This window comes from Trinickia dabaoshanensis, from assembly GCF_002879885.1.
Lineage (GTDB): Bacteria > Pseudomonadota > Gammaproteobacteria > Burkholderiales > Burkholderiaceae > Trinickia > Trinickia dabaoshanensis.
Genome location: NZ_PNYA01000009.1, coordinates 35,804 through 57,645, shown reverse-complemented (window position 1 = coordinate 57,645; position 21,842 = coordinate 35,804). Strand labels below are relative to the sequence as shown.

Below are 21,842 nucleotides of genomic sequence, written 5' to 3'. Positions count from 1 at the left end.
TTGTTCGTTAGAGGGGGTGCGGGGCGTTCGACCGCGCTCGGCCGGCGGACGTTTCGTCTGGATAGGGCACGGCCACGCGCGATGCACGGCATTGCGCCGGACAGTGTGGCCAAACGATAAGAAGAAATTGTGACTCGGCGCGCGGACGACGAGCGTGAGCGGCCCACGCGCGACCGTCCGAAATTACGGGGACGCGGCGCTAGACCGGTCCGTACATGCGATAAAGCGGGCGGCGCGCCGCGGCGCACGCCACGGGCCTGGCCCGATTGCGCCGGGCCTTGGCGTGCATCACGCTCTATCGGAGAAACGGCATATGACTATCGAGACGGTTTATCTCATGACCGAAAACGGGCGCTTCGTCTGTACCAACAGTTTCGGCGACTTGACGATCAAGAACGAACAGGCGGATGCGACGTGTAAGCATCGAGCGGGCTGGGGGCCCGGCGACGACACCGTCACGTTGTACAACGCGTCCACGCAGCGATACTGGGCGGTGGCCCCCGATCCGGCGACGCCGCATGTGGAGGGCTTGATCACCGCGCGCGAGAGCGAATGGACCGCGTTCAGCTACCAAATCGACGAGAAGGACCCGACGCTGATGACGTTGAAGACGGGCGATGGCCGATACGTGTCGCGCGTGGACATCGGCCGGCCGCACGAGTACCTTGCCGCGGACGGTACGAACGCGCAAGCGGCAAGCCGGCTGCGCGTGATCCGCTTCGCCGACGATGCAGCGTAGCGATCGATCGATATACGAGGCGGCATACGGGGGCGCGCGCGGCGGCCCTCGCTGAACGCCGCCTCTCGTCTCGCTTCAATGACCGCCGCAGCCGCCCGAGCACGACTCGGCGGCCTCGCGCGGCTCGGGACTTCCCGCGCGGATATTCAAGCGTTCGAGCAGTTTGCGGTCGGCATCGGCCTGCGGGTTGCCCGTCGTCAGCAATTGATCGCCATAGAACATCGAGTTCGCCCCGGCGAGGAAACAGAGCGCTTGCATCCCGTCGTCGAGCCGCTGGCGTCCGGCCGAGAGGCGGACCACGGCGCGCGGCATCGTGATGCGCGCCACCGCGATCGTGCGCACGAACTCGAACGGGTCGATCGGTTCGACCTCGCCGAGCGGCGTGCCTTCGATCGCGACGAGATTGTTGATCGGCACCGATTCGGGATACGGGTCCATGTTCGCGAGTTGCGCGATGAGCCCGGCGCGCTCGCGGCGCGATTCGCCCATGCCGATGATGCCGCCGCTGCATACGTTGATGCCCGCGTCGCGCACGCGCTCGAGCGTATCGAGGCGGTCCTGATAGCTGCGCGTCGAGATGATCTGCCCATAGAACTCGGGCGAGGTGTCGAGGTTGTGGTTGTAGTAATCGAGGCCGGCTTCACGCAATGCCTTGGCTTGATCGTCCTCGAGCATGCCGAGCGTCACGCACGTTTCGAGGCCCATCGCCTTCACGCCGCGGATCATGTCCTTGATCGGTTCGAGGTGCCGCTCTTTCGGGCTGCGCCATGCGGCGCCCATGCAAAAACGCGTCGCGCCGCTTTGCTTCGCGAGGCGGGCCGCGTCGAGCACGGCTTCGACGTCCATCAGTTTCTCGGCCTTCAAACCCGTATCGTAGTGCGACGATTGCGAGCAGTATTTGCAGTCTTCCTCGCAGCCGCCGGTCTTGATCGACAGCAACGTGGACAGTTGAATTTCGTTGGCGCTGAAGTGCTCGCGATGCACTTGCTGCGCGCGGTAAAGCAGATCGTTGAACGGCAGTTCATAGAGCGCGACGACGTCGGCGACGCGCCAGCGTTGAGCGCTGCTCGCGTTGCTTGCCTGGGTTTCGTTGGCCGGGGAGGCGGGCTGCAGGGCGTTTTGAGCTTCGGTCATATCGTTGATCCCGTTGTGTATCGATTGAATCGAAAAGGGCAGGCCGGGTAGGCCGATCAAATAGTGTTCGCGCGCAGCGCGCGTAATGCGCGTAATAGCGCGGCGATATCCAAATGCGCCGCCGCCGTCTCTGCCGACGGCGGTGCCAGATGCGGCACCGTTCCGAGCAGCGGTGTGCCGTGTTCGCGCTCGAGCCAGGCACTTATGGTTTCGACGTTTTCGCCGGCGAAGCGCATCGCCGGATCGACGATGTTCGCGACCCAGCCCGCGAGGCGCAGGCCGCGCGAGACGATCGCCTCGGCCGTGAGCAGCGCGTGATTGATACAGCCGAGCCGCACGCCGACGACGAGCACGACCGGCAACGCGAGCGCGCGTGCGAGGTCGGCCGTGTCGTGCTGCATGTCGAGCGGTACGCGAAAGCCGCCCACCCCCTCCACGACGACGACGTCGGCGCGTCGCATCGCTTCGCGATGACATTCGACGATCGGCGCCATCTCGATCGTGCGGCCTTCTTGCGCCGCGACGATGTGCGGCGCGGCGGGGGCTTTGAGCAAATAGGGCGTGCGTACTTCGGGCGGCAGCAACGCGCCGGCCGCGGCGTCGAGTTGATCGGCGTCCTCGTTGTGCCAGAGTCCGTCGTCCGCGTTGAAGTAAGCGCCCGCTGCAACCGGCTTCATCGCCGCCGCCGAGAGGCCCGCCTTCGAGAACCCGCGTAGCAGCGCGCACGAGATGAGCGTCTTGCCGATCTCGGTATCGGTGCCCGTGACGAAAAGCGAAAGCGGCGCGCTCATGCGAGTTCTCCCATTCGAACGAGCGCGGCGCGCAGCCGTTCGAGATCGGCGAACGTGTGCCCCGCCGAGAGCGATATGCGCAGACGCGAGGTATCCACCGGTACGGTAGGCGGACGGATGGCCGGTACCCACAATCCTTCGGCCTCGAGCCGCGCTGCCAGGGCCAGCGTCTGCTCGTTGCCGCCGATGACGAGCGGCTGCACGGCCGTTGGCGAATCGATCGGGCGCCAGCGCGTGAGGCGCAACGTTTCGCGCGTGTGCTCGATCAGTGCCTGTAGATGCTGCCGGCGCGCCCGCCCTTCGTCGCCCGCGATCAGAGCGAGGCTCGCCGAGACGGCGTGCGCGTCGGCCGGCGACGCAGCCGTCGTGAAAATATACGGACGCGCGCGCTGCAGCAGCCATTCGATGACCGTTTCGTGCGCGATCACGGCGGCGCCGGCCACGCCGACCGCTTTGCCGAACGTGCACAGGTACACGAGATGCGGCGAGCGCAAGGCGGCTTGCGCCACGGCGCCGCGGCCCTGCGGCCCGAGCACGCCGAAGCCGTGCGCATCGTCGACGATGAGCCACGCCCCGTGCCGCTCCGCCAACTCGGCCAGCCGAGCCAGCGGCGCGATGCTTCCGTCCATGCTGAACACGGTATCGGTAACGATCGCTTTCACGCTCGCGTCGGAGGCATCGAGCATCGCCGCCAGTGCCTCGGTGTCCGCATGCGGATAGATCTGCACGTCGGCGCGCGACAGCCGGGCGCCGTCGATGAGCGAGGCGTGATTGAGCGCGTCGGAGAACAAGGTGGCGCCTCGCCCGGCGAGTGCCGTCACGGTGGCGAGATTCGACATGTAGCCGGTCGAGAACGTCAACGCGCGCGGCGCATCGACGAAACCGCCCGCGAACGCGGCGAGTTCGTCCTCGAGCACCGCATGGGCGCGCGAGTGGCCGCCGAGCAGATGCGAGCCGCCGCTGCCCGAGCCATAGCGGCGCGCGCCTTCGGCGATGGCTTCGGCGAGCCGCGGATGCGCCGCAAGTCCGAGGTAGTCGTTGCTCGCGAAGCCGACGATCTCGCGTCCATCCACCGTCATGTGCGCCGCGCAAGGCGTGTCAGCCACACGGCGGCGGCGCGTCAGCCCGCGCACGTCGAGATCGGCGAGTCCTTCGCGCAAGGTATCGAGCAGAACCATCAGTGCGCTCCCGCGGTGAGCGTGGCTTCGAGCGTTTCGCAGGTGCGCGAGCCGAGCAGTGCGATCGTTTCGGAGTCCAAAATATAGGGGGGCATGAGATAGACGGTGCGGCCGATCGGGCGTAGCAACAACTCGCGGGAAAGCGCCTGCTCGAAGAAGCGGCGCGAGAACGTACGCGCCGCGTCGCCTTCGATCGCAACGTCGAAGGCGATGATGGTGCCCGCGCGCCGCACGTGACGCACGGTGTCGAGCGCGCGCACGGGCGCGAGCGCCTCCATCAGCAGGGCCGCCTTCTTTTCGTTTTGCGCGAGCACGTCGTCGCGGGCGAACAAATCGAGCGTGGCGAGCGCGGCGCGGCAGGCGAGCGGGTTGCCGGTGTACGAATGCGAGTGCAGGAAGCCGCGCGCGGTGTCGTCGTCGTAAAACGCCGCGTAGATTTCGTCACGCGAGAGCACGAGCGAAAGCGGCAAGTAGCCGCCGCTGATTCCTTTCGACAGACAGAGAAAATCGGGCCACACGCCGGCCTGTTCGCACGCGAAGAAGGTGCCCGTGCGGCCGCAGCCGACCGCGATCTCGTCGGCGATCAGATGCACCTCGTATTCGTCGCAGAGCTTGCGCAGGCCCGCGATGTAGGCGCTATCGTGAATCGCCATGCCGGCCGCGCATTGCACGAGTGGCTCGACGATCAGCGCGGCGATGCGCGAACCGTGCGCGTCGAGCAGCTTGCGCCCGTCTTCTAGGGCACGATGCGCGAACTCGGCCGCGCTTTCGCCGGGCTCGGCCAAACGCGCGTCGGGCGAGGCGACGATATGCGCGCCGCGAATCAACGGATCGTAAGCATCCCTAAACAATGCGACATCGGTCACGCCGAGCGCACCGATCGTCTCGCCATGGTAGCCGTTCGCGACGCAGACGAATTCGCGCTTCTCGGTGCGGCCGCGATTGCGCCAGTAGTGAAAGCTCATCTTCAGCGCGATTTCGACGGCGCAGGCGCCGTCCGATGCGAAGAACGCATGACCGAGGGTGCCGTGCGTCGCGGCCGACAGACGTTCGGCCAGTTCTACGGCGGTTTCGTGCGTGCAGCCCGCGAGCATGGCGTGCTCGAGCGTATCGAGCTGCGTTTTGAGGGCCGCGTTGATGTCCTCGTTCGCGTGACCGAAAAGGTTGACCCACCACGAGCTAATGGCGTCGAGGTAGCGATGGCCCGCTCGGTCGTAGAGCCAGGGGCCCTTGCCGCGGGCAACGGGGACGAGCGGCAGACGCTCGTGATGCTTCATCTGCGTGCAGGGGTGCCACACGGCCTTCAGGCTGCGGGCGACCCAATCGTGTTCGGCTGGTTCTACGTTCACTCACCGCTCCGTGGCATGAAGCGGGCGCGCTCGCGCCCCTCGCATGCGGAAAAACGCGCGGGACAGGTCAGTCGAATGGACGGTTCGAGCAACGCCGCGCGGACAAAAACGGCGTGAGATTAGCGCGTTCGGCGCTCGATTGCACCTACCTGCACGAGCCCGGACAAAGCGTCGTTCGGCGCTGTTCAGGGCATCTGGCGACGCTTTTTACGAGATCCCAAAAAATGACCGTAGATAGCGACGTCAGAGTGACGTGCGGGTTGCAAAAAAATTTGGGATGACGCAGGTGGAACCGATTTCGATGTTCCGGAAGGCGAGCGCAAAAACGCGCCGAAGCGGCGCGTCTCGAAGAAAGATCGGAGGAAAAAGGGGGGGCGTGTCAGGCGATCGGCCCGCGGGCCGGTCTCGAATTAGTCGCGGCTGGCTAACGCGGATTCGCTTTGGTGGTCGTCGTTCGTCGACGAGGCCGTTTGAGAATCGGAAGATCGGTCGTTCCAGACGACGCGATTGTCGACGGCATACAGGCGGCACGGCGAGTTGCCGTTTTCTTTGTTGCAATTGGCGAGCGCGACCGATATCGGATTGTCGCCACCCTCGGCCCAGGACCACGCGCCCGATGACGAGACGGCGAATGCGCGGGTCGGATACTGATCGAGGAATTGACGATAGGCGGCACGGCCCGCGGCATCGACATAGGGCACCGAGTTGACGGCGTCGATCGACGCATAACCCGAGGCACGCGGAATCGTCAGATCTTGGACCTCGTACTGCACGCGTGTGGGCATGCCGATGTGTTCGAGGAACGCTTCGACGGCCGGCCACCAAATGCGCACGCCGTCGCGATCGACGACGAGCCGATGCGCGTCGTTCTTGTAATCGCCGAAGTCGACCATTTCGGCGGGGGCGCCATGCGCGACGTACTGCGCGTACATGCGCTTCGTTAAGTTAGGACTCCAAACCGAATCGTTATCGCCGTAGACCCAGAGGGAGGGGACGCGCACCGTTTCGCCGTACTGCTCGAACGCGTTCGTCAAATTGTCTTGCCAGCCGGAGCAGGCGTCTTGACGCAATCCGCCCGAAAAGTTGATCAAGCCGCGCACGCCTTGCGATGCGTCCATCCCGTACGCGATCGTCGTCAAGCCGCCATGCGAGGTGCCCGCCACGACGATGCGCGAAGGATCGACGTAGCCGCGGCTCGACATGTATTCGATCGTCGCTTTCACGTCGTCGGCTTGAGCGACGCCGTTCTTCTCGACGTTGCAGCCTTCTTGACGATAGGCGCCGCCCGAATCCGCGAAGCCTTCGCGATTGGGCGCCACCACGACATAGCCGCGCCGCACGAATTCGCGCGCGAACGACAGCGGGCGGCTGCGCGGCTGCGTGCGCGGGTCGCCCTCGATCTTCCCGTGATTGAAGACGACCAGCGGGAACGGACCTTTGCCGTCGGGTTTATAGATGGTTGCCTCGAGCGTGATCGTCCCCGCCGCGTTCACGGGGATACGAACGATCTGCTCGTTCATGTTCCCCGCGAGCGCCGGCAACGCGTAGGCATTGTGGCCGAACTCGAGCGGGGCGACGCTCGCGCGAGCGAGCGGCCTTGCGTCGTTGGAGGCCAGCGTCAGCTCGGGCATCGCGTCGCCCGAGGACGACGCAGTGCCGCCTGCAAAGGCGCTCATCCATGCGCACGCGCACAAACAACCGAGGAATACGTTCTTCAAACTCATGCGCGTGTCTGCTCTGATCACAAAAAAAAGCGCTGGGGCAGGGCCGGACCGTCAAAAGTGCCATAGGGGCCCGGTCGACTCAGTATCCACGAGCCGCTTTGCGCGCCGTTGCCCGAAAAGAGCGGGCCGGCGGCCGCAATTCGCCCCTTAGACCGCGGCACCAACGCGGCGGCCGATCATGTGCGAAAGCGGGAGCGGCTTACCCGGCGGCGATGGACCGCGCGTTAAGCGAATACTTAAACGACGCGGTCGATTGCGATCGCCGGTATGGATCGCCGGAGAGGGACATGCCCGAATGCCGGCGCACCACAAGCCCGGCCATCGTATCGTCGCCAAAATGATCCGTGCAATGCAGGAGAACCCGGGGCGCCGAGCGGCCCGGGTGGATGTGTCGTCAACCTTTGCCCGTGCAAAGATCGACGAAAAAAGCGCGCGAGTTAGCGCTCGCTAACGTCGCCGTCCACGTAGCGCCAGCGTTCGTCGTCGCCGCGTACGAAGCGGCTGGTCTCATGCAGACGGTGGCCACGGCCGCCTTGCTTGTAGCGAGCGACGAACTCGACGATCGCGTGCCGCGCGTCTTGCGGCTCGAATCGCTTCACTTGCAGCCCGAGCCAGCGCGGCGCGTCGGGCGCATCCACGTCGACGTCGAGGTCGGCGGGACAAGTGGCAGGATCCCAGGTCGCGCGCAGGTAGTCTGTGTGGCCCAGCACATAAGCGCTGTAGCGCGAGCGCATCAATTCGAGCGCCGTGGGCGCCACCGCGCGGCCGTCGAGATAGGGACCGCAGCACGCGTCGAAGCGGGGCGCGGCGGCGGTGCTCGAGCGCCCCGGAGCCGCGCCGCCGCATGGGCATTCGAGCGGTGCCGTCATTGCGCGAGCCCTCGCGCGATCAGGATCTTCTGGATATCGCTCGTGCCTTCGTAAATCTGGCAGACGCGAACGTCGCGGTAGATGCGCTCGACCGGGAAGTCGCTGACGTAACCGTATCCGCCGAACGTTTGGATCGCATTCGAGCAAATGCGCTCGGCGGCCTCGGAAGCGAACAGCTTGGCCATCGCCGCTTCGGTCAGACAAGGCAGGCCCGCATCCTTGAGGGAAGCCGCGTGCCATACGAGTTGACGGGCGGCTTCGAGCTGGGTCGCCATCTCGGCGAAACGAAACTGCACGGCTTGGTGCGCATAGATCGGCTGGCCGAAACTTTCGCGTTCGCGCGCATAGTCGAGCGCGGCGTCGAATGCCGCGCGGGCCATGCCGACGCTCTGCGCGGCGATGCCGATGCGCCCGCCTTCGAGTCCCGAGAGCGCGATCTTGTAGCCCTCGCCTTCCGCGCCGATACGATTGGCGGCCGGCACGCGGCAGCCCTCGAAAACGATCTGCGCGGTGTCCGACGAGTGTTGGCCGAGCTTGTCCTCGAGCCGGGCGACGATGTAGCCCGGGGTGTTCGTCGGCACGATGAACGCGCTGATGCCGCGCTTGCCGGCGGCTTTATCGGTTACGGCCAAGACGATCGCGACGTCGCCGTTCTTGCCGCTCGTGATGAATTGCTTGACGCCGTCGATGACGTACGCGTCGCCGTCGCGCACGGCCACCGTGCGCAGCGCCGAGGCATCCGATCCGGCCTGCGGCTCGGTTAGACAAAAAGCGCCGAGCATCTCGCCGCGCGCGAGCGGGGTGAGCCAATCGCGCTTTTGCTCCTCGTTGCCATAGGCGAGCAAGATGCTGCACACGGGGCAGTTGTTGACGGAAATCGCAGTGGAGGTGCCGCCGTCGCCGGCCGCGATCTCCTCGAGGATGACGGCGAGCGCAAGCGCATCGAGGCCCGCTCCGCCGTACTCGGCCGGCACGAGCACGCCATAGGCGCCCAACTCGGCCAACTGCCGGTGCACCTCTTTCGGGAACGATCGCTCGCGGTCCCAGGCGGCCGCGTGCGGTGCGATGGCCTCGCGCACGAACGTGCGCACGGCGTCTCGTATCATCGAGTGATCTTGGTCGAGCACCATGGCCGACGTCTCCGTAATTTCGGTATTCGATTAGGACTGCTTGCTATGGTCGATTGCGGGGCCGTTCGGGGGGAATCGCCGCTACCAGTCGATGGTCGTGCCGTCGTACTGAATGAACCGGCCGTGATAGGCGTCTCGGTCGGCCGCCGCCGCGGCAATGACCGAGCGCATGCCCGTCACGCTGCGCTCCACGTCGATTGCCGCATTCGCGCCGCCCATTGACGTGCGCACCCAGCCCGGGTGCAGGGCGACGCACGTGGCGCGGCGCGTTTGCAGCCCGGCGATGCGCAGCGCGCAGTTGAGTGCCGCCTTACTCGTGCGATACAGCCAGCCTGTCGTGCCCGTGGCTTCGGCGATGCTGCCCATGCGGCTCGACACGACCGCCAGCACGCCGTGCGCCGATTCGACGAGCGGTAGCAGGATCGGCATCAGCATCATCGGGCCGCGCACGTTGGTCGTCATGACGTAATCGAAGTCCTCGGCGGAGAACGGCTCGACACCCTCCGTCGCCGGGCCGTAGACGCCGGCCACGATCAGCGCCGCATCGAGCCGCTCGCCCGCGAGCTTCGTTTCGAGCGCCGCGATTTCGTCCGGCTCGGTGACGTCGAGCGAAATCGCCGAGACCCCCGGCGCCTGCAGTTCGGCGAGGGCCTCGCCGTCGCGCGCCGTGGCGATCACGCGCCAACCGGCCGCGCGATACTGGCGTACGAACTCATGACCGATGCCGCGCGACGCGCCGACGATCAATACGGTTTTCATACTGCCCCTCCGTTCGCTATGCATGCGCATTCGATCCGGCCGGCGCGCCAATAGGCGAGCCGGCCCCGAGCGCATCGATCAGACGATTTCGATGCCCATCGCCGTCGCTTCGCCGCCGCCGATGCACAGGCTCGCAACGCCGCGCTTGCCGCCGCGCTTGCGCAGCGCCCCGATCAGCGTGACGAGAATGCGCGCCCCCGATGCGCCGATGGGATGGCCGAGCGCACAGGCGCCGCCGTTCACGTTCACCTTCTCGTGCGGCAGTGCATGCTCGGTCATCGCGGCCATCGTGACGACGGCGAATGCCTCGTTGACTTCGTAAAGATCGACGTCGTTCGCGTGCCAGTCGTTTTTCTCGAGCAGCTTGCGGATCGCGCCGACGGGTGCCGTCGTGAACTTCGAAGGCTCTTGGGCGAACGTCGAATGCCCGACGACGCGTGCGAGCGGCGAGAGACCGAGCCGCTCGGCCGTCGAGGCGCGCATCATGACGAGCGCGGCGGCGCCGTCGGAGATCGACGACGAATTGGCGGCCGTGACCGTGCCCGTCTTGCTGAAGGCGGGCTTGAGCGTCGCGATCTTCTCTAGATTGGCCTTGAACGGTTGCTCGTCGCGCGAGATCGTTACTTCGTCGCCCTTGCGGCCGGCGACCTTCACGGGCGCGATTTCCCACGCGAACGAGCCGTCCTCGTTGGCGCGTTTTGCGCGCACCAGCGATTCGATGGCGAACGCGTCTTGCGCCTCGCGCGTGAAACCGTAAGCGCTCGCGCATTCCTCGGCGAACGTGCCCATCAGGCGGCCTTTTTCATAGGCATCCTCCAAGCCGTCGAGGAACATGTGATCGAGCACTTGGCCGTGTCCCATGCGCATGCCGCCGCGCGCCTTGGGCAGCAGGTAGGGGGCGTTGGTCATGCTTTCCATGCCGCCGGCGACCATGACGTCCACCGAGCCGGCCGCGAGCATGTCGTGCGCGAACATCGCCGCGCGCATGCCCGAGCCGCACATCTTGTTCACGGTCGTGCAGCCCGTTGCGAGCGGCAAGCCCGCGCCCAATGCCGCTTGCCGGGCCGGTGCTTGGCCCAGGCCCGCCGGCAGCACGCAGCCCATCAGCGCTTCCTCGATCTGCTCCGCCTTCAGGCCCGAGCGCTCGAGCGCGGCCGCGATCGCCGCCGAACCGAGTTGCGGCGAGGTCAGCGAGGCGAACTCGCCTTGGAACGCCGCCATCGGCGTACGCGCCGCGGAGACGATAACGATGGGGTCCTTCGTATTGCGCGTTGCGTCAGTCATGTTTTATCTCCTTGATCACACCCTTGGCTACCTGCTCGACGTTCGCGAGATCCGCGGCGTCGGCGGCAACCACGTCGTTTTTCGCCGTGCCGGCCTGCTCGGCCGAAAGCGCGGCGACACAGCGTTGGTAGGTCTCGTCCAATCCCTCGGCGTTCGAAATCGTCATGCCGAGATTTCGAACGCGCCCGTCGTGCACGCCGTAGGCGAGGCCGTGCACGGTCAGCGGCTGGCTGCGCGCCCAGGCGTCGTTGACGATCGTCGTGCGGCAAACATTGACGACTTGCTCGATCGTGTTCAGTTCGACGAGGCGGCGGTGACGCGCCACCATCGGCCACTTCTCGAGCAGCGCGGCGTGCTTGGCGCGGACGTCGTGAATATGGTGCAGCCAGTTGTCGGCCAACCCGACGCGGCGGTCGTGCAGCGCGGCCCCGACGCCCGAGCAGCCGTAGTGGCCCACCACCATGATGTGCTTGACCTTGAGCAGGTCCACGGCGAATTGGATCACCGACAGGCAGTTCAGGTCGGTGTGCACGACGACGTTCGCGATGTTGCGATGGACGAACACCTCGCCCGGCGGCAGCCCGATGATCTGATTGGCGGGCACGCGCGAATCGGAGCAGCCGATCCACAGGTACTCGGGCGCTTGCTGGTCGGCAAGGCGCGTGAAGTATTCCGGGTCTTGGGAGAGCTTGCGCTCGACCCAAGCTTCGTTGTTCGCGAAGAGTTGCGCGAGCGGGTGATTCTGATCGTTCATGAGTGTGTCGTCGCGGTGGTTGAGCCGAGAGCAGGCTGTGAAGAGCGCCCGGGCGGGGGCTTACGCCGCGCGGGCGGCATCGGAGCCGCCGCCGTCCGCGCGCGCCGTTTCGGTGCCGGGCGCCGCGCCGGCTTCGTGTGCGCAGCACTGATGCGTAGAGGCAAACCGAGCCGGGAAGCGATTGCAAAAGCGCACGCTCTTGTCATAGGGAAAGAAGTCGGGCAAGTCGCCCTTGAGCAGCATGTCCTTGTGCGTTTGCCAGAGCTTCGGATCGAAGAAATCGGCGTGATGGCGCATGAAATACTGACGCACCGTGGGATCGCCGAGCAAGAAGGTGGAATACGTCTCGGGGAAAATATCGTTCGGGCCGACGGCATACCACGGTTCGGCCGACAATTCGTCTTCCTCGTTCCGTGCTTGCGGCACGTGACGCACGTTGCAGTCGGTCAGGTATTCGATCTCGTCGTAATCGTAGAACACCACGCGTCCTTGCCGGGTGACGCCGAAATTCTTGTAGAGCATGTCGCCCGGGAAGATGTTCGCCTGCATGAGCTCTTTGACCGCATCCCCGTATTCCTTGATCGCGTGCTCGATATCGGCATCGTCGCCGTTTTGCAGGAACAGGTTGAGCGGCACCATGCGGCGCTCGATATAGACGTGCTTGATGATCAGGGAATCGCCCTCGTACTCGATCATCGAAGGCGCTTCCTTCTCGAGTTCGCGCAGGAGCGCTTCGTCCAGGCGCGCGAGCGGCAACGCCACGCTCGAATATTCGAGCGTATCGGCCATCCGCCCCAGCCGGTCGTGGCGTTTCACGAGCAGATATTTCTCCTGGATCTTCTGGCGCGTGGTTTCCTTCGGCGGCGGGAAGGCGTCCTTGATGATCTTGAAGACGTAGGGGAACGAGGGCAAGGTGAATACCACCATCACGAGCCCTTTGATACCCGGCGCGACGATGAAGTGATCGCTCGAATGCGAAAGGTGCTTGAGCAAGTCGCGATAGAACAGATTCTTGCCTTGCTTTTGCAAGCCGACCGACGTGTAGATCTCCGCTCTCGGCTTGCCCGGCATGATCGTGCCGAGGAAGTCGACGTAGGCGGACGGTACGTCCATATCGACGAGAAAGTACGAATGCGAGAAGCTGAAAATGATTTGCAGTTGTTCGCGTTTGAGCAGCACGGTATCGAGCGCGAGCAGCCCCGGCTTCACGTGGCGGATCGGCACCGCGAACGGCAGCAGGAGTTCGCCGTTGATGATACGGCCGACGATGTACGCCGCCTTGTTGCGATAAAACAGCGACGAGAGCACGTGCACTTGGAAGTTCACCGCTTCCGAGAAGGCCCCATACGTTTCGTGGATCGAATCGATGATGCACGATACGTCCCGCGATAGGTCCTCGAACGGCCGCTCCAATTGAAAATTCGTCACGATGCGCTCGAGCGTCGCGGCAAGACCGTCTTTGCCCGGGTAGTACGCGCGATAGGTCGGCTTTGCGGCCGGCTCGTCGTTTTCGAGGTATTCCGTCGAGATGACGGGCCGCACGAAGATGAAATCGTTGTTGAAATACGAGCGATGCAGGATCTTGCAGCACACCGAATTGAAGAACGTTTCGGCGCACTCGGGCTGCAAATGTTGTGTCAGCAGGCCGATGTAGTGCAGCTTGATTTGCTGCCAGATCTCGTCGTCGATGTTTTCGGCGTCGTATTCGTCCTCCAGCAGGTGCACGCATTCCTCGACGCGATCGTCGTACGAGGCGATCCGGTCGCGCGCGAGCTTTTGCAGCGCGAGCCAATCGCCCGCTTCGAACAGCGCCTTCGCGCGCACGGCCGCGGCGCGGAACGAGCCGTAGTGGCGATTGAAGCCATCCAGCATCGATTGAGCGACATCGAAGCCGATCTGCGACGACAGCAGTTTGGGAAAGTGTTTCATGTTCGCTCGGAGTGGGCAGCGCTCTCTCGGTTGCCGTCGCCGCCGCCATCGTGCTCGCGTTCGTCCGGCAGCACGCCTTGATCGGACGCATCGGACGCCGCGCCGTTCCCGGCCAGCATGGAGCGGCACTGCGATTCGTATTGCGCGAGGTCCTCGAGCGTGGCCGTCAAATCCTCCAACTGCCGCTCCAGCACTTGCCGGTGCTCGGCGATCGTCGCGAGGAACGCGTGCAACTGCGGCACGGTATCGGTCGGCGATTCGTACAGATCGAGCAGATCGCGGATTTCCGACAACGTGAAGCCGAGCCGCTTGCCGCGCAGCGTCAGTTTCAGGCGCGTACGGTCGCGTGTCGAATACACACGGCGCAGGCCGCTCGAGCCCTCGCGCCTGGGAGCGAGCAGCCCCTGGTCTTCGTAGAAGCGGATCGCGCGCGGCGTGACGTCGAATTCGCGTGCAAGTTCGGTAATCGTGAAGTGCTGTGTCATAGCGGACGCGTCGGGGTAGAATCGACGGACGTTTACGTTATCGTCAACTTTGACAAAGCGCAACTGGGCAGATGCCCGGTTGCTGTGGACCGAGATTGCCCAGATGAATGCGTTGGAACATCAACTCGACTATCCGTTCGCCGATGCCTTGCCCGAGCCGGGCCAGGTGCGCGAGGTTGCGCCCGGCGTTTTTTGGGTGCGCATGCCGTTGCCGTTCGTGCTCGATCACATCAACTTATGGCTGCTGCGCGACGAGATCGACGGCCAAGCCGGTTGGACGGTGGTCGATTGCGGCATTGCGGACGAGACGATCAAAGCGAATTGGGAACGCGTTTTCGATGAGGTGCTTCATGCTGCACCGGTGCTGCGCACGATCGTGACGCATTGTCATCCCGATCATCTCGGGTTGGCCGATTGGATCTGCAACGGGGGCGCGCGCGAACGCTGGAACGTGCGCCTTTGGATCACGCTCGGCGAATACATGCTCGGGCGCGTGATGGCCGCCGGCGACGGGTCGAACGCCGGCGGCGAAGGGGCCGCGCGTCATTTCGCGCGGCATGGTTTGAGCGACGAGCTCGCCCTCGAGAAGCTGCGCAATCGGCGCGATTACTACTCGAAGCTCGTGCCTTCCATGCCGGCGCAATACCGGCGCATGCGCGAGGGCGACGTGATTCGGATCGGCGGCAACGATTGGCGCGTCGTGACGGGATACGGACACTCGCCCGAGCACGCGGCGCTCTTTTGCGAAGCGAGCCGCGTGTTGATTTCGGGCGATATGGTGTTGCCGCGCATTTCGACCAACGTCTCCGTTTTCGACATCGAGCCCGAGGGCAACCCGCTTGCGCTTTACCTCGAATCGCTCGGACGCTACGAGCAGATGCCCGCCGACACGCTCGTGCTGCCTTCGCATGGCAGGCCGTTCCGCGGATTGCATACGCGCATCGCGCAATTGCGCGCGCATCACGAGGCGCGTCTCGCGGAAGTGCGCGCCGCATGCGCGGAGCGTCCGGTGAGCGCGGCCGACATCGTGCCGCTGATGTTCAAGCGCGCGCTCGACGTCCATCAACTGACGTTCGCGATGGGGGAGGCGCTCGCCCACCTGCACTTGCTATGGCTGGCGGGAGAGCTCGAGCGCGAGGTGGGCACGGACGCGATCGTGCGCTTTACCCCGGCGAGCTAAGGCCGCGCACGTTTACGGCGCCGGTGCATCGGTCCGATGCGCCGCCGCCACGGCCGCCGCGGCATCGAGCATGCCGACGCCGCAGCGCGCGCGATCGGGTTCAGCCGAGCAGTTCGATTCCGCCGGATAAGCGCGGGCGCTCGCCCTCAGTTTTTCGCGGATGGCGGCGGACGAGAGGTTGGGCTGCACGGCGAGCATCAACGCCACCGCGGCCGAGACATGCGGCGCGGCCATGCTCGTGCCGTTCTGATTTCGATAGCTGTCTTCGCCGGGCACGGTGAGCCCCGCATTCGAGGTCGACAGGATATCGACGCCCGGCGCGCCCAAATCGATGCGTTCGCCCGAGTTGCTAAACGCGGGCATATTGCCCCGCGCATCGATCGCGGCGACGGCGATCGCGCCGCGGCAACTGGCCGGCTCGCCCACTTCGATGCCCCCGTTGCCCGCTGCCGCGATTAGCGTCGCGCCGTGTGCGAGCACGTCGTCGATGGCCGCTTGCATCGCGCGCCCGCAAGGCTGTGACGTTCCGAGGCTCATGTTGACGACCTTCGCCGGATGGGCATTGGCCGGTACGCCGGGAACCGGCAGCCCCACTGCCCAACGCATGGCGTCGATGATGTCGCTGGCCGGTCCCCCGCATTTGCCGAGTGCGCGCACCGGTAAGATGCGCGTTTGCCAAACGCCTCCGGCACCCCCCATCTCGTTATTGACCACCGCCCCGATCGTGCCGGCGACATGCGTGCCGTGCCATGTACTGTCGCTCGTGAGGCGGTCGGTGCCGTCGCACACGAACGATTCCTCCGCTGTGACCCAGTCCCCCGGGTCCGAGGCGTCCGCGTCTCTGCCGTCGCCGTCGTTGGCGTTCATGGGATCGGTCAGGAAGTCGTACCCAGGTAAAACGTTCGCGATGATATCGGGATGCGGCCGATAACCGGTGTCGATCACCGCGACCACCGCTTCGCTCGATCCCGTCGTCGTGTCCCATGCCGCGTCGAAGCGCGCCGCGCCCACGGCCCCGCGATAGCCCCATTGCTTCTCGAAGAGCGGATCGCTCGGCGCGAGTTGGCGGTAAAGGCGATAGTCGGGCTCGGCGTATTCGATCTCGGGTTGAGCTTGCAGCCGCGCCGCGATCTCATTGGCCGTATCGTCGCGCACGGGGCTGTCGAGCGTGACCACGTGCGCTGCCCCGGACATCGGCCGGGTGCCGACGACGCGCTCCGCCGAGCGCCGCGTGCGACCGGCCGGCGGTGCCTCGCTTTCATGCAGCACGCGCTCGACGGCGCGCCGCGCGAGTACCGCGTGCGCTTCTTCCTCCCCGGCGTTCGGATGATTCGCTTGTGGCGTCGCGGATGCTTTGACCTTAACGATGAACTGCGTCACGCGCTCTTTCGATGCCGGTCCGGTAGGGGTATCGGTTTCCGCGGCCCGAACATCGGGCATGGAGGGGCACAACGAAAGCAACGCGGCGGCGACGAAACAATTCGCAATGGGTCGGCACGGTGTCATGAGCGCTCCTATCGGCTCGTTGTGAAAGCAAATAGAAAGCTTGCTCAGCACGAATCGTTCCCGAGCTTGAAACGGGCCAGGCGGGTTCGCACACCCTGCGCAGCCGGCGGATGCCGGCTACTTCGATAGCCGGATAGCCCGGTCAGGGCTCGCCACGCATCGCATCCGCGCGGGCCAGCAACAGCGCTCGCTCACGGGCGTTTTGCGTCATCGCCGCGGCGCGTTCGAACTCCGCGCGTGCTTCGTCGCGCCGGCCCAGCTTGGCGAGGAAATCGCCGCGCACGCTCGGCAGCCAGTGATAGCGCGCGAGCGCGGGGTTGGCCGCGAGCGCTTCGACGATCTCGAAACCCGCTTGCGGCCCGTACGCCATGCCCACCGCCACTGAGCGGTTCAACTCCACGACGGGTGACGGGGCGATTTGGGCGAGCGCGTCGTAGAGCGCGACGATCTGCGCCCAATCGGTGTCTTCGGCGCGATGCGCCCGGGCATGGCACGCGGCCAGTGCCGCTTGCAACGCGTAGGGGCCCAATGCGCCGTCAAGCGCTTGCGCTCGCTCGAGCGCCGCAAGACCGCGCCGAATCAAGAGCGGATCCCAGCGCGAACGATCTTGGTCGGCCAGCAGCACCGGGTGGCCGTTCGCGTCGATGCGCGCGTGCAGTCGCGAAGCCTGCAACTCCATCAGCGCGACTAGGCCCTGTACTTCGCTATCGTCGCGCATGAGCTCGGCGAGGACTCGACCCAGCCGCAGCGCCTCGTCGCATAGTGTGGGCCGCGTCCAATCTTCGCCGGCGGTGGCCGCGTAGCCTTCGTTGAAAATGAGGTAGACGACTTCGAGCACCGACGCCATCCGCGCGGCCCGCGCATCGGCATGCGGCACTTCGAACGGTACGCGTGCCTCGCGCAGGGTGCGCTTGGCTCGGACGATGCGCTGTGCGATCGTCGGCTCGGGCGTCAGAAACGCGCGCGCGATTTCATGCGTGGCCAGGCCGCCGAGCAGCCGTAACGTCAGCGCGACGCGCGCGTCCATCGACAGCACCGGATGACACGCCGTGAAAATCAAACGCAGCAAGTCGTCGCCGATGTCGTCGGCGCGCGCCGCATCGATCGAGTCGACGAAATCGGGGACGACGTGCGCCTCGAGCGCGTCCAGATCGCGCCCGATCGCCTCGTGCTTGCGCGCATGCAACGCGTCTTGCCGCAGTTTGTCGAGCGCGCGATGCTTGACCGTTGCCATGAGCCAAGCGCCGGGATTCGCGGGTACGCCGTCTCGCGGCCAGTGTTCGAGGGCCGCGATGAGCGCGTCCTGCGCGAGCTCCTCCGCCACGCCGATGTCGCGAACGAGCCGCGCGGCATGGGCGACGACGCGCGCCGCCTCGATGCGCCAGACCGCTTCGATCGCGCGGTGCGTGGGCGTGTTCATGGTCAACGCCGGCTCGCTTCGAGTTCGCGAAAACGGTCGATCGCCTCGCCGGGCTCGAAGTCCTCGAGCTCGAACAGCGGTCTCACCTCGATTTCGCCGTCGGCCGCCTCTCCGAACGGCGCCGGAAAGCGCCTGGCCCACTCGAGCGCCTCCTCGCGCGAGCGCACCTGTATCAGCGTGTAGCCTGCGATCAACTCCTTCGTTTCGGCGAACGGGCCGTCGACGATCGTGCGTGTGCCGCCCGAATAGCGCACGCGCCAGCCTTCGCGACTGGGCTTGAGCCCATTCGCGTCGAGCAGCACGCCCGCTTTCGCCAACTCCTCGTGATAGGTCGTCATCGCGGCCATCAACGCTTGCTCCGGCATGACGCCGGCCTCGCTGCGGGCGGTGGCCCGGACCATGATCATGTAACGCATCGATTCGCTCCTCGCAGAAGATGGAGGCCGCTTACCGGCTCCTAACGCTACGACGAACGACGAGGGCCGCCATCGACACGGTCTCGCGATTTGTTGATTCGAGCCTGCCGGGCTTATTCGTAGCAAGGCGCCAAACGCCGGACTTCGACCGTGCACCATTGGGCGGCCGGACATTCGGCGGCAATGGCGAGTGCCTCTTCTTCTCGATCGCAGTTGAGCAAGTAAAAACCGCCGACCATTTCCTTGGCTTCGGCGAAAGGGCCATCGATGAGGCGGCGCTCGCCGCCGCGTACTTCGACGCGCACCGCTTCCTCGGTCGAGGCCAGCGACTGGGCGGCCTCGAGCAAGCCGCGCGCTTTCAAGCCCTCGCCGAAGCGGACCATCGTGTCGTAGGCGGCGCGAGCTTCGTCGGGTGTGCGTTCGGCGCGCTGGCCGATCGGCTCGACGATCAACAACAGGTAGGACATGGACGACTCCTAGGGATCGAACGCGCCGGGACAGGCGCGACACTCGCCAAGAAGCATAGAGCAGCCATCGCGGGCTCGCCACGAAGCGAGCAAGCGTCTTTTTCCGTCAGGGCGTCATCGCATTGGCGTCGGCTTGGCGCAACGCCGTCATATTGCCGACGAAGGCGTCGGCGATCTGCCGAGCCAAAGCGGCGATCGCGGCATTGCGGTCGGTCCGTTCGAACGAGAGCTTGGCCGGGACGACATAAGGGGTCCAGGGGCGCTCGCTTCCCGAGGCGGCGGCCGCAGGCGGGACGCCGATGATCGCAAACGGCGTGTCGGCGCCGTGCTCCAAGTCCGCGACGGTGACCGAAACGTCGGCGCCGAGCGCCTCAGAGCCGGAGCCCGAGGCCGTGCCGTCGTCAGCGGCGGGTTGCGTCTCGCCTTGCAAATGAAAGACGCCGCCGATCAGCCAGCCCACGACCGGCGGTTGGTCGCCGGGTGCGAGGTAGCGGGCCGCGATGCCGGCGTGATTGAGCCTTTGGACCACGGCTTGCGCGACGAGTCCCGCGTCGTGTCCGGCCGCGTGCGCGTGCAGCGCCGCTCGCAGGCGCGCGAGCAGTCCGGCGGCGGAGGCGTTGACAGGCACCGCGACGAAATTCGTGACATAGACAGCGTCGGGCACGCCCGCCATGGGCGGCGGTCCCTGACGAACGGGTGTGACGGGCGCGCTCGGCGCGGGCACCGGAGCGGTGGGGGCGACGGTGACCTGCGCGACCGCCTGCGGCGCGACGGTCATCCGCTGGTCCTCGTCCGGGGGGCTGGAGATGGGACCGCCGACGATAGGATCGCCCGCCGCGGGATCGCCCGCTATCGAGTCTCCCCCGGCCCGGTCGAGTTGCGTTTGCGCGCTGGCTGGGGAGATCGCCGCGATGGCGGCCCAAATTGTGAACGCCGTAACCGTGCGGCCGAGATTTCGCATGACTGCTGTTAACCGAATCGTCAATCCGGCGCCTAGGTTAAGGCGGCCATGTGACAGGCGTCAACGGATGGCCGCGCGGCGCCGCGTCATTTTACCGAAACGGTTGCGAAGTCCTGCCGGCCGAAGGCGCTGACTTTGTAGCCCTCCACCGATTTGCGCGTGATGGCGCTCGCGGTCGGGTAGCCGAGCGGAATCCACAGCGCTTGGTCGTGAATCACCTTTTGCGCCGCCTCGTAGTCTTTCGTGCGAGCGGATTGATCGGCCGTGGCGCGTCCGTCCGCGATCAGCTTGTCGAGCTTGGGATCGCAGAAACGGGCGAAGTTGATGCCCGACTTCACGCCGTTGCAGCTAAAGAGCGGCGTGAGGTAGTTGTCGGGGTCGCCGTTGTCGCCGGCCCACCCCATGAACAGCAGATCGTGTTGCCCTTGCTTGGCTTGCTTGATCAGCTCGCCCCATTCGATGACCTTGACCTCGGCTTTCACGCCGATCTTGGCCAGATCAGCTTGCAGCAATTCCGCGCCGGCTTTCGGCTTCGGATTCAGCACGCTGCCTTGCGGACGTACCCAGATCGTCGTCGAGAACCCGTTCGGGTATCCCGCCTGGGCTAGCAGCGTGCGCGCCTTGGCCGGATCGTAGGGGTAGGCGTCGACGGCCTGATCGTAGCTCCAGGTCGACGGCGGATAGGGATTCACGGCTGGCGTGGCGGTGTTGTCGAAGACCACTTTCAAGTAGGTGGCACGATCGAATGCCATATTGATCGCTTGCCGCACGCGTTCGTCGTCGAGCGGCTTCTTGCTCGTGTTCAGCGCCACGAAGGCGGTCATGAAGGCCGGCGTTTGCACGATCGCGAGCGACTTGTCGCCCTTCGCGGCGGCGATGTCCTCAGGCTTCGGCGAGAGCGCGATCTGACATTCGTCGGCTTTCACTTTTTGCGCTCGCACGGTGGGGTCGGGGGTGATCGCGTAGATGAGCCGGTCGACCTTCGGCTTGGGCCCCCAGTAAGCGGGGTTGACGTCGTAGCGGATCACGGCGTCTTTCGTGTAGCTCTTGAGCACGAACGGTCCCGTGCCGATCGGCTTGGCGTTCAGATCGGTCTGCTTGCCGGCCTTGAGCAGTTGATCGGCATATTGCGCCGAATAGATCGATGCGAAGCCCATCGGCAGCATCGGAACGAACGTCGCGTTCGGCTCGTTCAGATCGAATTCCACCGTGTGCTCGTCCACCTTCTTCACGGCCTTCACGAGTTTGACGAGCCCCATCGACTGCGCGTGCGGGAACCCGTTCGGACCAGCCACCTTGTGCCAGGGATTGGCGTCGTCGAGCATCCGATCGAACGTGAAGACGACGTCGTCGGCGCTCAAGGGCCGCGATGGCTTGAAGTAATCGGTCGTTTGGAACGCTACGTTCGGGCGCAGATGGAACGTATAGACGAGGCCGTCGCCGCTGACGTCCCACTTTTCGGCCAGCGCGGGGACGACCTTTTTGGCCGCCTCGTCGTAATCGACGAGCGTGTTGAAAACGACGTCGGCCGACGCGTTCGTGGTGACGAGGGAGTTGAATTGCACGACGTCGAACCCGTCGGGGCTCGCCTCGGTACACACGGTGAGCGGCTTGGCGAATGCAAGAGCGGGCAACACGGCGAGCGTGGCGGCGAGCAGTTTGACGTGCATGAGGTCTCCGTTTCGGACGGGTGCAGCCGCGCACGAGCGCGGCGAGGCAGCGAGCCAATGAGCTTAGCCCAAGCGCGCGGCATCGACAACGACGCTC

The 21,842-nt window shown here is 65.4% G+C and carries 20 protein-coding genes; 2 read left to right on the top strand and 18 right to left on the bottom strand.

The window, feature by feature from the left end; genetic code table 11:
- The first annotated feature begins 313 nt into the window (after nucleotides 1-313).
- Nucleotides 314-739: a hypothetical protein gene (locus C0Z18_RS11465; protein WP_102645539.1), complete on the top strand. Its 426-nt coding sequence runs from the start codon at nucleotides 314-316 to the stop codon at nucleotides 737-739.
- Between the two features lie 75 nt (nucleotides 740-814).
- Here C0Z18_RS11465 and bioB read toward each other — a convergent pair whose 3' ends face one another.
- The 12 genes from bioB to C0Z18_RS11405 all read right to left on the bottom strand — a co-directional run bounded on the left by bioB (nucleotide 815) and on the right by C0Z18_RS11405 (nucleotide 14,125).
- Nucleotides 815-1,873 (bottom strand): biotin synthase BioB, encoded by a 1,059-nt coding sequence (gene bioB, locus C0Z18_RS11460; RefSeq protein WP_102645538.1) that lies wholly within the window; start codon nucleotides 1,871-1,873, stop codon nucleotides 815-817.
- A gap of 56 nt (nucleotides 1,874-1,929) precedes the next feature.
- Nucleotides 1,930-2,664 (bottom strand): dethiobiotin synthase, encoded by a 735-nt coding sequence (gene bioD, locus C0Z18_RS11455; RefSeq protein WP_102645537.1) that lies wholly within the window; start codon nucleotides 2,662-2,664, stop codon nucleotides 1,930-1,932.
- Nucleotides 2,661-3,842 carry an 8-amino-7-oxononanoate synthase gene (bioF, locus tag C0Z18_RS11450; protein ID WP_102645536.1) on the bottom strand — a complete coding sequence of 394 codons (1,182 nt, stop codon included), beginning with the start codon at nucleotides 3,840-3,842 and terminating at the stop codon, nucleotides 2,661-2,663. The genes bioD and bioF overlap by 4 nt, the downstream gene beginning before the upstream one ends.
- The gene (gene bioA / locus C0Z18_RS11445) at nucleotides 3,842-5,191 is read right to left on the bottom strand and encodes an adenosylmethionine--8-amino-7-oxononanoate transaminase (protein ID WP_102645535.1); all 1,350 of its coding nucleotides are present in this window, start codon (nucleotides 5,189-5,191) and stop codon (nucleotides 3,842-3,844) included. The genes bioF and bioA overlap by 1 nt, the downstream gene beginning before the upstream one ends.
- 410 nt (nucleotides 5,192-5,601) lie before the next feature.
- Nucleotides 5,602-6,915: a dienelactone hydrolase family protein gene (locus C0Z18_RS11440; RefSeq protein WP_102645534.1), complete on the bottom strand. Its 1,314-nt coding sequence runs from the start codon at nucleotides 6,913-6,915 to the stop codon at nucleotides 5,602-5,604.
- Nucleotides 6,916-7,352: 437 nt separating this feature from the next.
- Nucleotides 7,353-7,784 (bottom strand): YchJ family protein, encoded by a 432-nt coding sequence (locus C0Z18_RS11435; protein WP_102645533.1) that lies wholly within the window; start codon nucleotides 7,782-7,784, stop codon nucleotides 7,353-7,355.
- Complete coding sequence (locus tag C0Z18_RS11430) at nucleotides 7,781-8,914, bottom strand: acyl-CoA dehydrogenase family protein (RefSeq protein ID WP_102645532.1); 1,134 nt, start codon at nucleotides 8,912-8,914, stop codon at nucleotides 7,781-7,783. Before C0Z18_RS11430 ends, C0Z18_RS11435 begins: the two co-directional genes overlap by 4 nt.
- Nucleotides 8,915-8,995: 81 nt before the next feature.
- Complete coding sequence (locus C0Z18_RS11425) at nucleotides 8,996-9,673, bottom strand: SDR family oxidoreductase (RefSeq protein ID WP_102645531.1); 678 nt, start codon at nucleotides 9,671-9,673, stop codon at nucleotides 8,996-8,998.
- A 78-nt stretch (nucleotides 9,674-9,751) separates the two neighbouring features.
- The gene (locus C0Z18_RS11420; RefSeq protein ID WP_102645530.1) at nucleotides 9,752-10,957 is read right to left on the bottom strand and encodes an acetyl-CoA C-acetyltransferase; all 1,206 of its coding nucleotides are present in this window, start codon (nucleotides 10,955-10,957) and stop codon (nucleotides 9,752-9,754) included.
- A complete protein-coding gene (can, locus tag C0Z18_RS11415) occupies nucleotides 10,950-11,711 on the bottom strand; it encodes a carbonate dehydratase (RefSeq protein WP_102645529.1) in 762 nt (253 codons plus the stop codon). Before can ends, C0Z18_RS11420 begins: the two co-directional genes overlap by 8 nt.
- 60 nt (nucleotides 11,712-11,771) lie before the next feature.
- The gene (aceK, locus tag C0Z18_RS11410; RefSeq protein ID WP_102645528.1) at nucleotides 11,772-13,640 is read right to left on the bottom strand and encodes a bifunctional isocitrate dehydrogenase kinase/phosphatase; all 1,869 of its coding nucleotides are present in this window, start codon (nucleotides 13,638-13,640) and stop codon (nucleotides 11,772-11,774) included.
- Entirely contained in the window at nucleotides 13,637-14,125 is a 489-nt protein-coding gene (locus C0Z18_RS11405; protein WP_102645527.1) for a MerR family transcriptional regulator, read from the bottom strand. Before C0Z18_RS11405 ends, aceK begins: the two co-directional genes overlap by 4 nt.
- A gap of 103 nt (nucleotides 14,126-14,228) precedes the next feature.
- Between C0Z18_RS11405 and C0Z18_RS11400 the strand changes: the two genes are divergently transcribed.
- A complete protein-coding gene (locus C0Z18_RS11400) occupies nucleotides 14,229-15,305 on the top strand; it encodes an MBL fold metallo-hydrolase (RefSeq protein ID WP_102645682.1) in 1,077 nt (358 codons plus the stop codon).
- A 12-nt stretch (nucleotides 15,306-15,317) separates the two neighbouring features.
- On the opposite strand, the gene C0Z18_RS11395 is transcribed toward C0Z18_RS11400, so the two are convergent.
- From C0Z18_RS11395 to C0Z18_RS11370, 6 genes are all read right to left on the bottom strand, one after another.
- On the bottom strand, nucleotides 15,318-16,811 hold the full coding sequence (locus C0Z18_RS11395; RefSeq protein ID WP_102645526.1) for a S8 family peptidase: 1,494 nt from the start codon (nucleotides 16,809-16,811) through the stop codon (nucleotides 15,318-15,320).
- A 142-nt stretch (nucleotides 16,812-16,953) separates the two neighbouring features.
- Entirely contained in the window at nucleotides 16,954-18,231 is a 1,278-nt protein-coding gene (locus C0Z18_RS11390) for an RNA polymerase sigma factor (protein ID WP_102645525.1), read from the bottom strand.
- 2 nt (nucleotides 18,232-18,233) lie between these two features.
- Nucleotides 18,234-18,647 carry a YciI family protein gene (locus C0Z18_RS11385; RefSeq protein WP_102645524.1) on the bottom strand — a complete coding sequence of 138 codons (414 nt, stop codon included), beginning with the start codon at nucleotides 18,645-18,647 and terminating at the stop codon, nucleotides 18,234-18,236.
- A 113-nt stretch (nucleotides 18,648-18,760) separates the two neighbouring features.
- A complete protein-coding gene (locus tag C0Z18_RS11380) occupies nucleotides 18,761-19,114 on the bottom strand; it encodes a YciI family protein (RefSeq protein ID WP_102645523.1) in 354 nt (117 codons plus the stop codon).
- 106 nt (nucleotides 19,115-19,220) lie between these two features.
- Nucleotides 19,221-20,075, bottom strand: coding sequence for a hypothetical protein (locus C0Z18_RS11375; protein ID WP_102645522.1), 855 nt, complete (start codon nucleotides 20,073-20,075; stop codon nucleotides 19,221-19,223).
- A gap of 86 nt (nucleotides 20,076-20,161) precedes the next feature.
- Complete coding sequence (locus C0Z18_RS11370; RefSeq protein WP_102645521.1) at nucleotides 20,162-21,745, bottom strand: ABC transporter substrate-binding protein; 1,584 nt, start codon at nucleotides 21,743-21,745, stop codon at nucleotides 20,162-20,164.
- Nucleotides 21,746-21,842 lie beyond the last annotated feature (97 nt).

Coding starts and splice junctions, on each gene's coding strand:
- C0Z18_RS11405 (WP_102645527.1), bottom strand. CDS start 14,125: ATGACACAGCACTTCACGATTACCGAACTTGCACGCGAATTCGACGTC.
- C0Z18_RS11425 (WP_102645531.1), bottom strand. CDS start 9,673: ATGAAAACCGTATTGATCGTCGGCGCGTCGCGCGGCATCGGTCATGAG.
- C0Z18_RS11370 (WP_102645521.1), bottom strand. CDS start 21,745: ATGCACGTCAAACTGCTCGCCGCCACGCTCGCCGTGTTGCCCGCTCTT.
- bioD (WP_102645537.1), bottom strand. CDS start 2,664: ATGAGCGCGCCGCTTTCGCTTTTCGTCACGGGCACCGATACCGAGATC.
- C0Z18_RS11390 (WP_102645525.1), bottom strand. CDS start 18,231: ATGAACACGCCCACGCACCGCGCGATCGAAGCGGTCTGGCGCATCGAG.
- C0Z18_RS11380 (WP_102645523.1), bottom strand. CDS start 19,114: ATGTCCTACCTGTTGTTGATCGTCGAGCCGATCGGCCAGCGCGCCGAA.
- bioB (WP_102645538.1), bottom strand. CDS start 1,873: ATGACCGAAGCTCAAAACGCCCTGCAGCCCGCCTCCCCGGCCAACGAA.
- C0Z18_RS11465 (WP_102645539.1), top strand. CDS start 314: ATGACTATCGAGACGGTTTATCTCATGACCGAAAACGGGCGCTTCGTC.
- C0Z18_RS11420 (WP_102645530.1), bottom strand. CDS start 10,957: ATGACTGACGCAACGCGCAATACGAAGGACCCCATCGTTATCGTCTCC.
- bioF (WP_102645536.1), bottom strand. CDS start 3,842: ATGGTTCTGCTCGATACCTTGCGCGAAGGACTCGCCGATCTCGACGTG.
- C0Z18_RS11400 (WP_102645682.1), top strand. CDS start 14,229: ATGAATGCGTTGGAACATCAACTCGACTATCCGTTCGCCGATGCCTTG.
- C0Z18_RS11440 (WP_102645534.1), bottom strand. CDS start 6,915: ATGAGTTTGAAGAACGTATTCCTCGGTTGTTTGTGCGCGTGCGCATGG.
- C0Z18_RS11385 (WP_102645524.1), bottom strand. CDS start 18,647: ATGCGTTACATGATCATGGTCCGGGCCACCGCCCGCAGCGAGGCCGGC.
- aceK (WP_102645528.1), bottom strand. CDS start 13,640: ATGAAACACTTTCCCAAACTGCTGTCGTCGCAGATCGGCTTCGATGTC.
- C0Z18_RS11375 (WP_102645522.1), bottom strand. CDS start 20,075: ATGCGAAATCTCGGCCGCACGGTTACGGCGTTCACAATTTGGGCCGCC.
- C0Z18_RS11435 (WP_102645533.1), bottom strand. CDS start 7,784: ATGACGGCACCGCTCGAATGCCCATGCGGCGGCGCGGCTCCGGGGCGC.
- C0Z18_RS11395 (WP_102645526.1), bottom strand. CDS start 16,811: ATGACACCGTGCCGACCCATTGCGAATTGTTTCGTCGCCGCCGCGTTG.
- C0Z18_RS11430 (WP_102645532.1), bottom strand. CDS start 8,914: ATGGTGCTCGACCAAGATCACTCGATGATACGAGACGCCGTGCGCACG.
- can (WP_102645529.1), bottom strand. CDS start 11,711: ATGAACGATCAGAATCACCCGCTCGCGCAACTCTTCGCGAACAACGAA.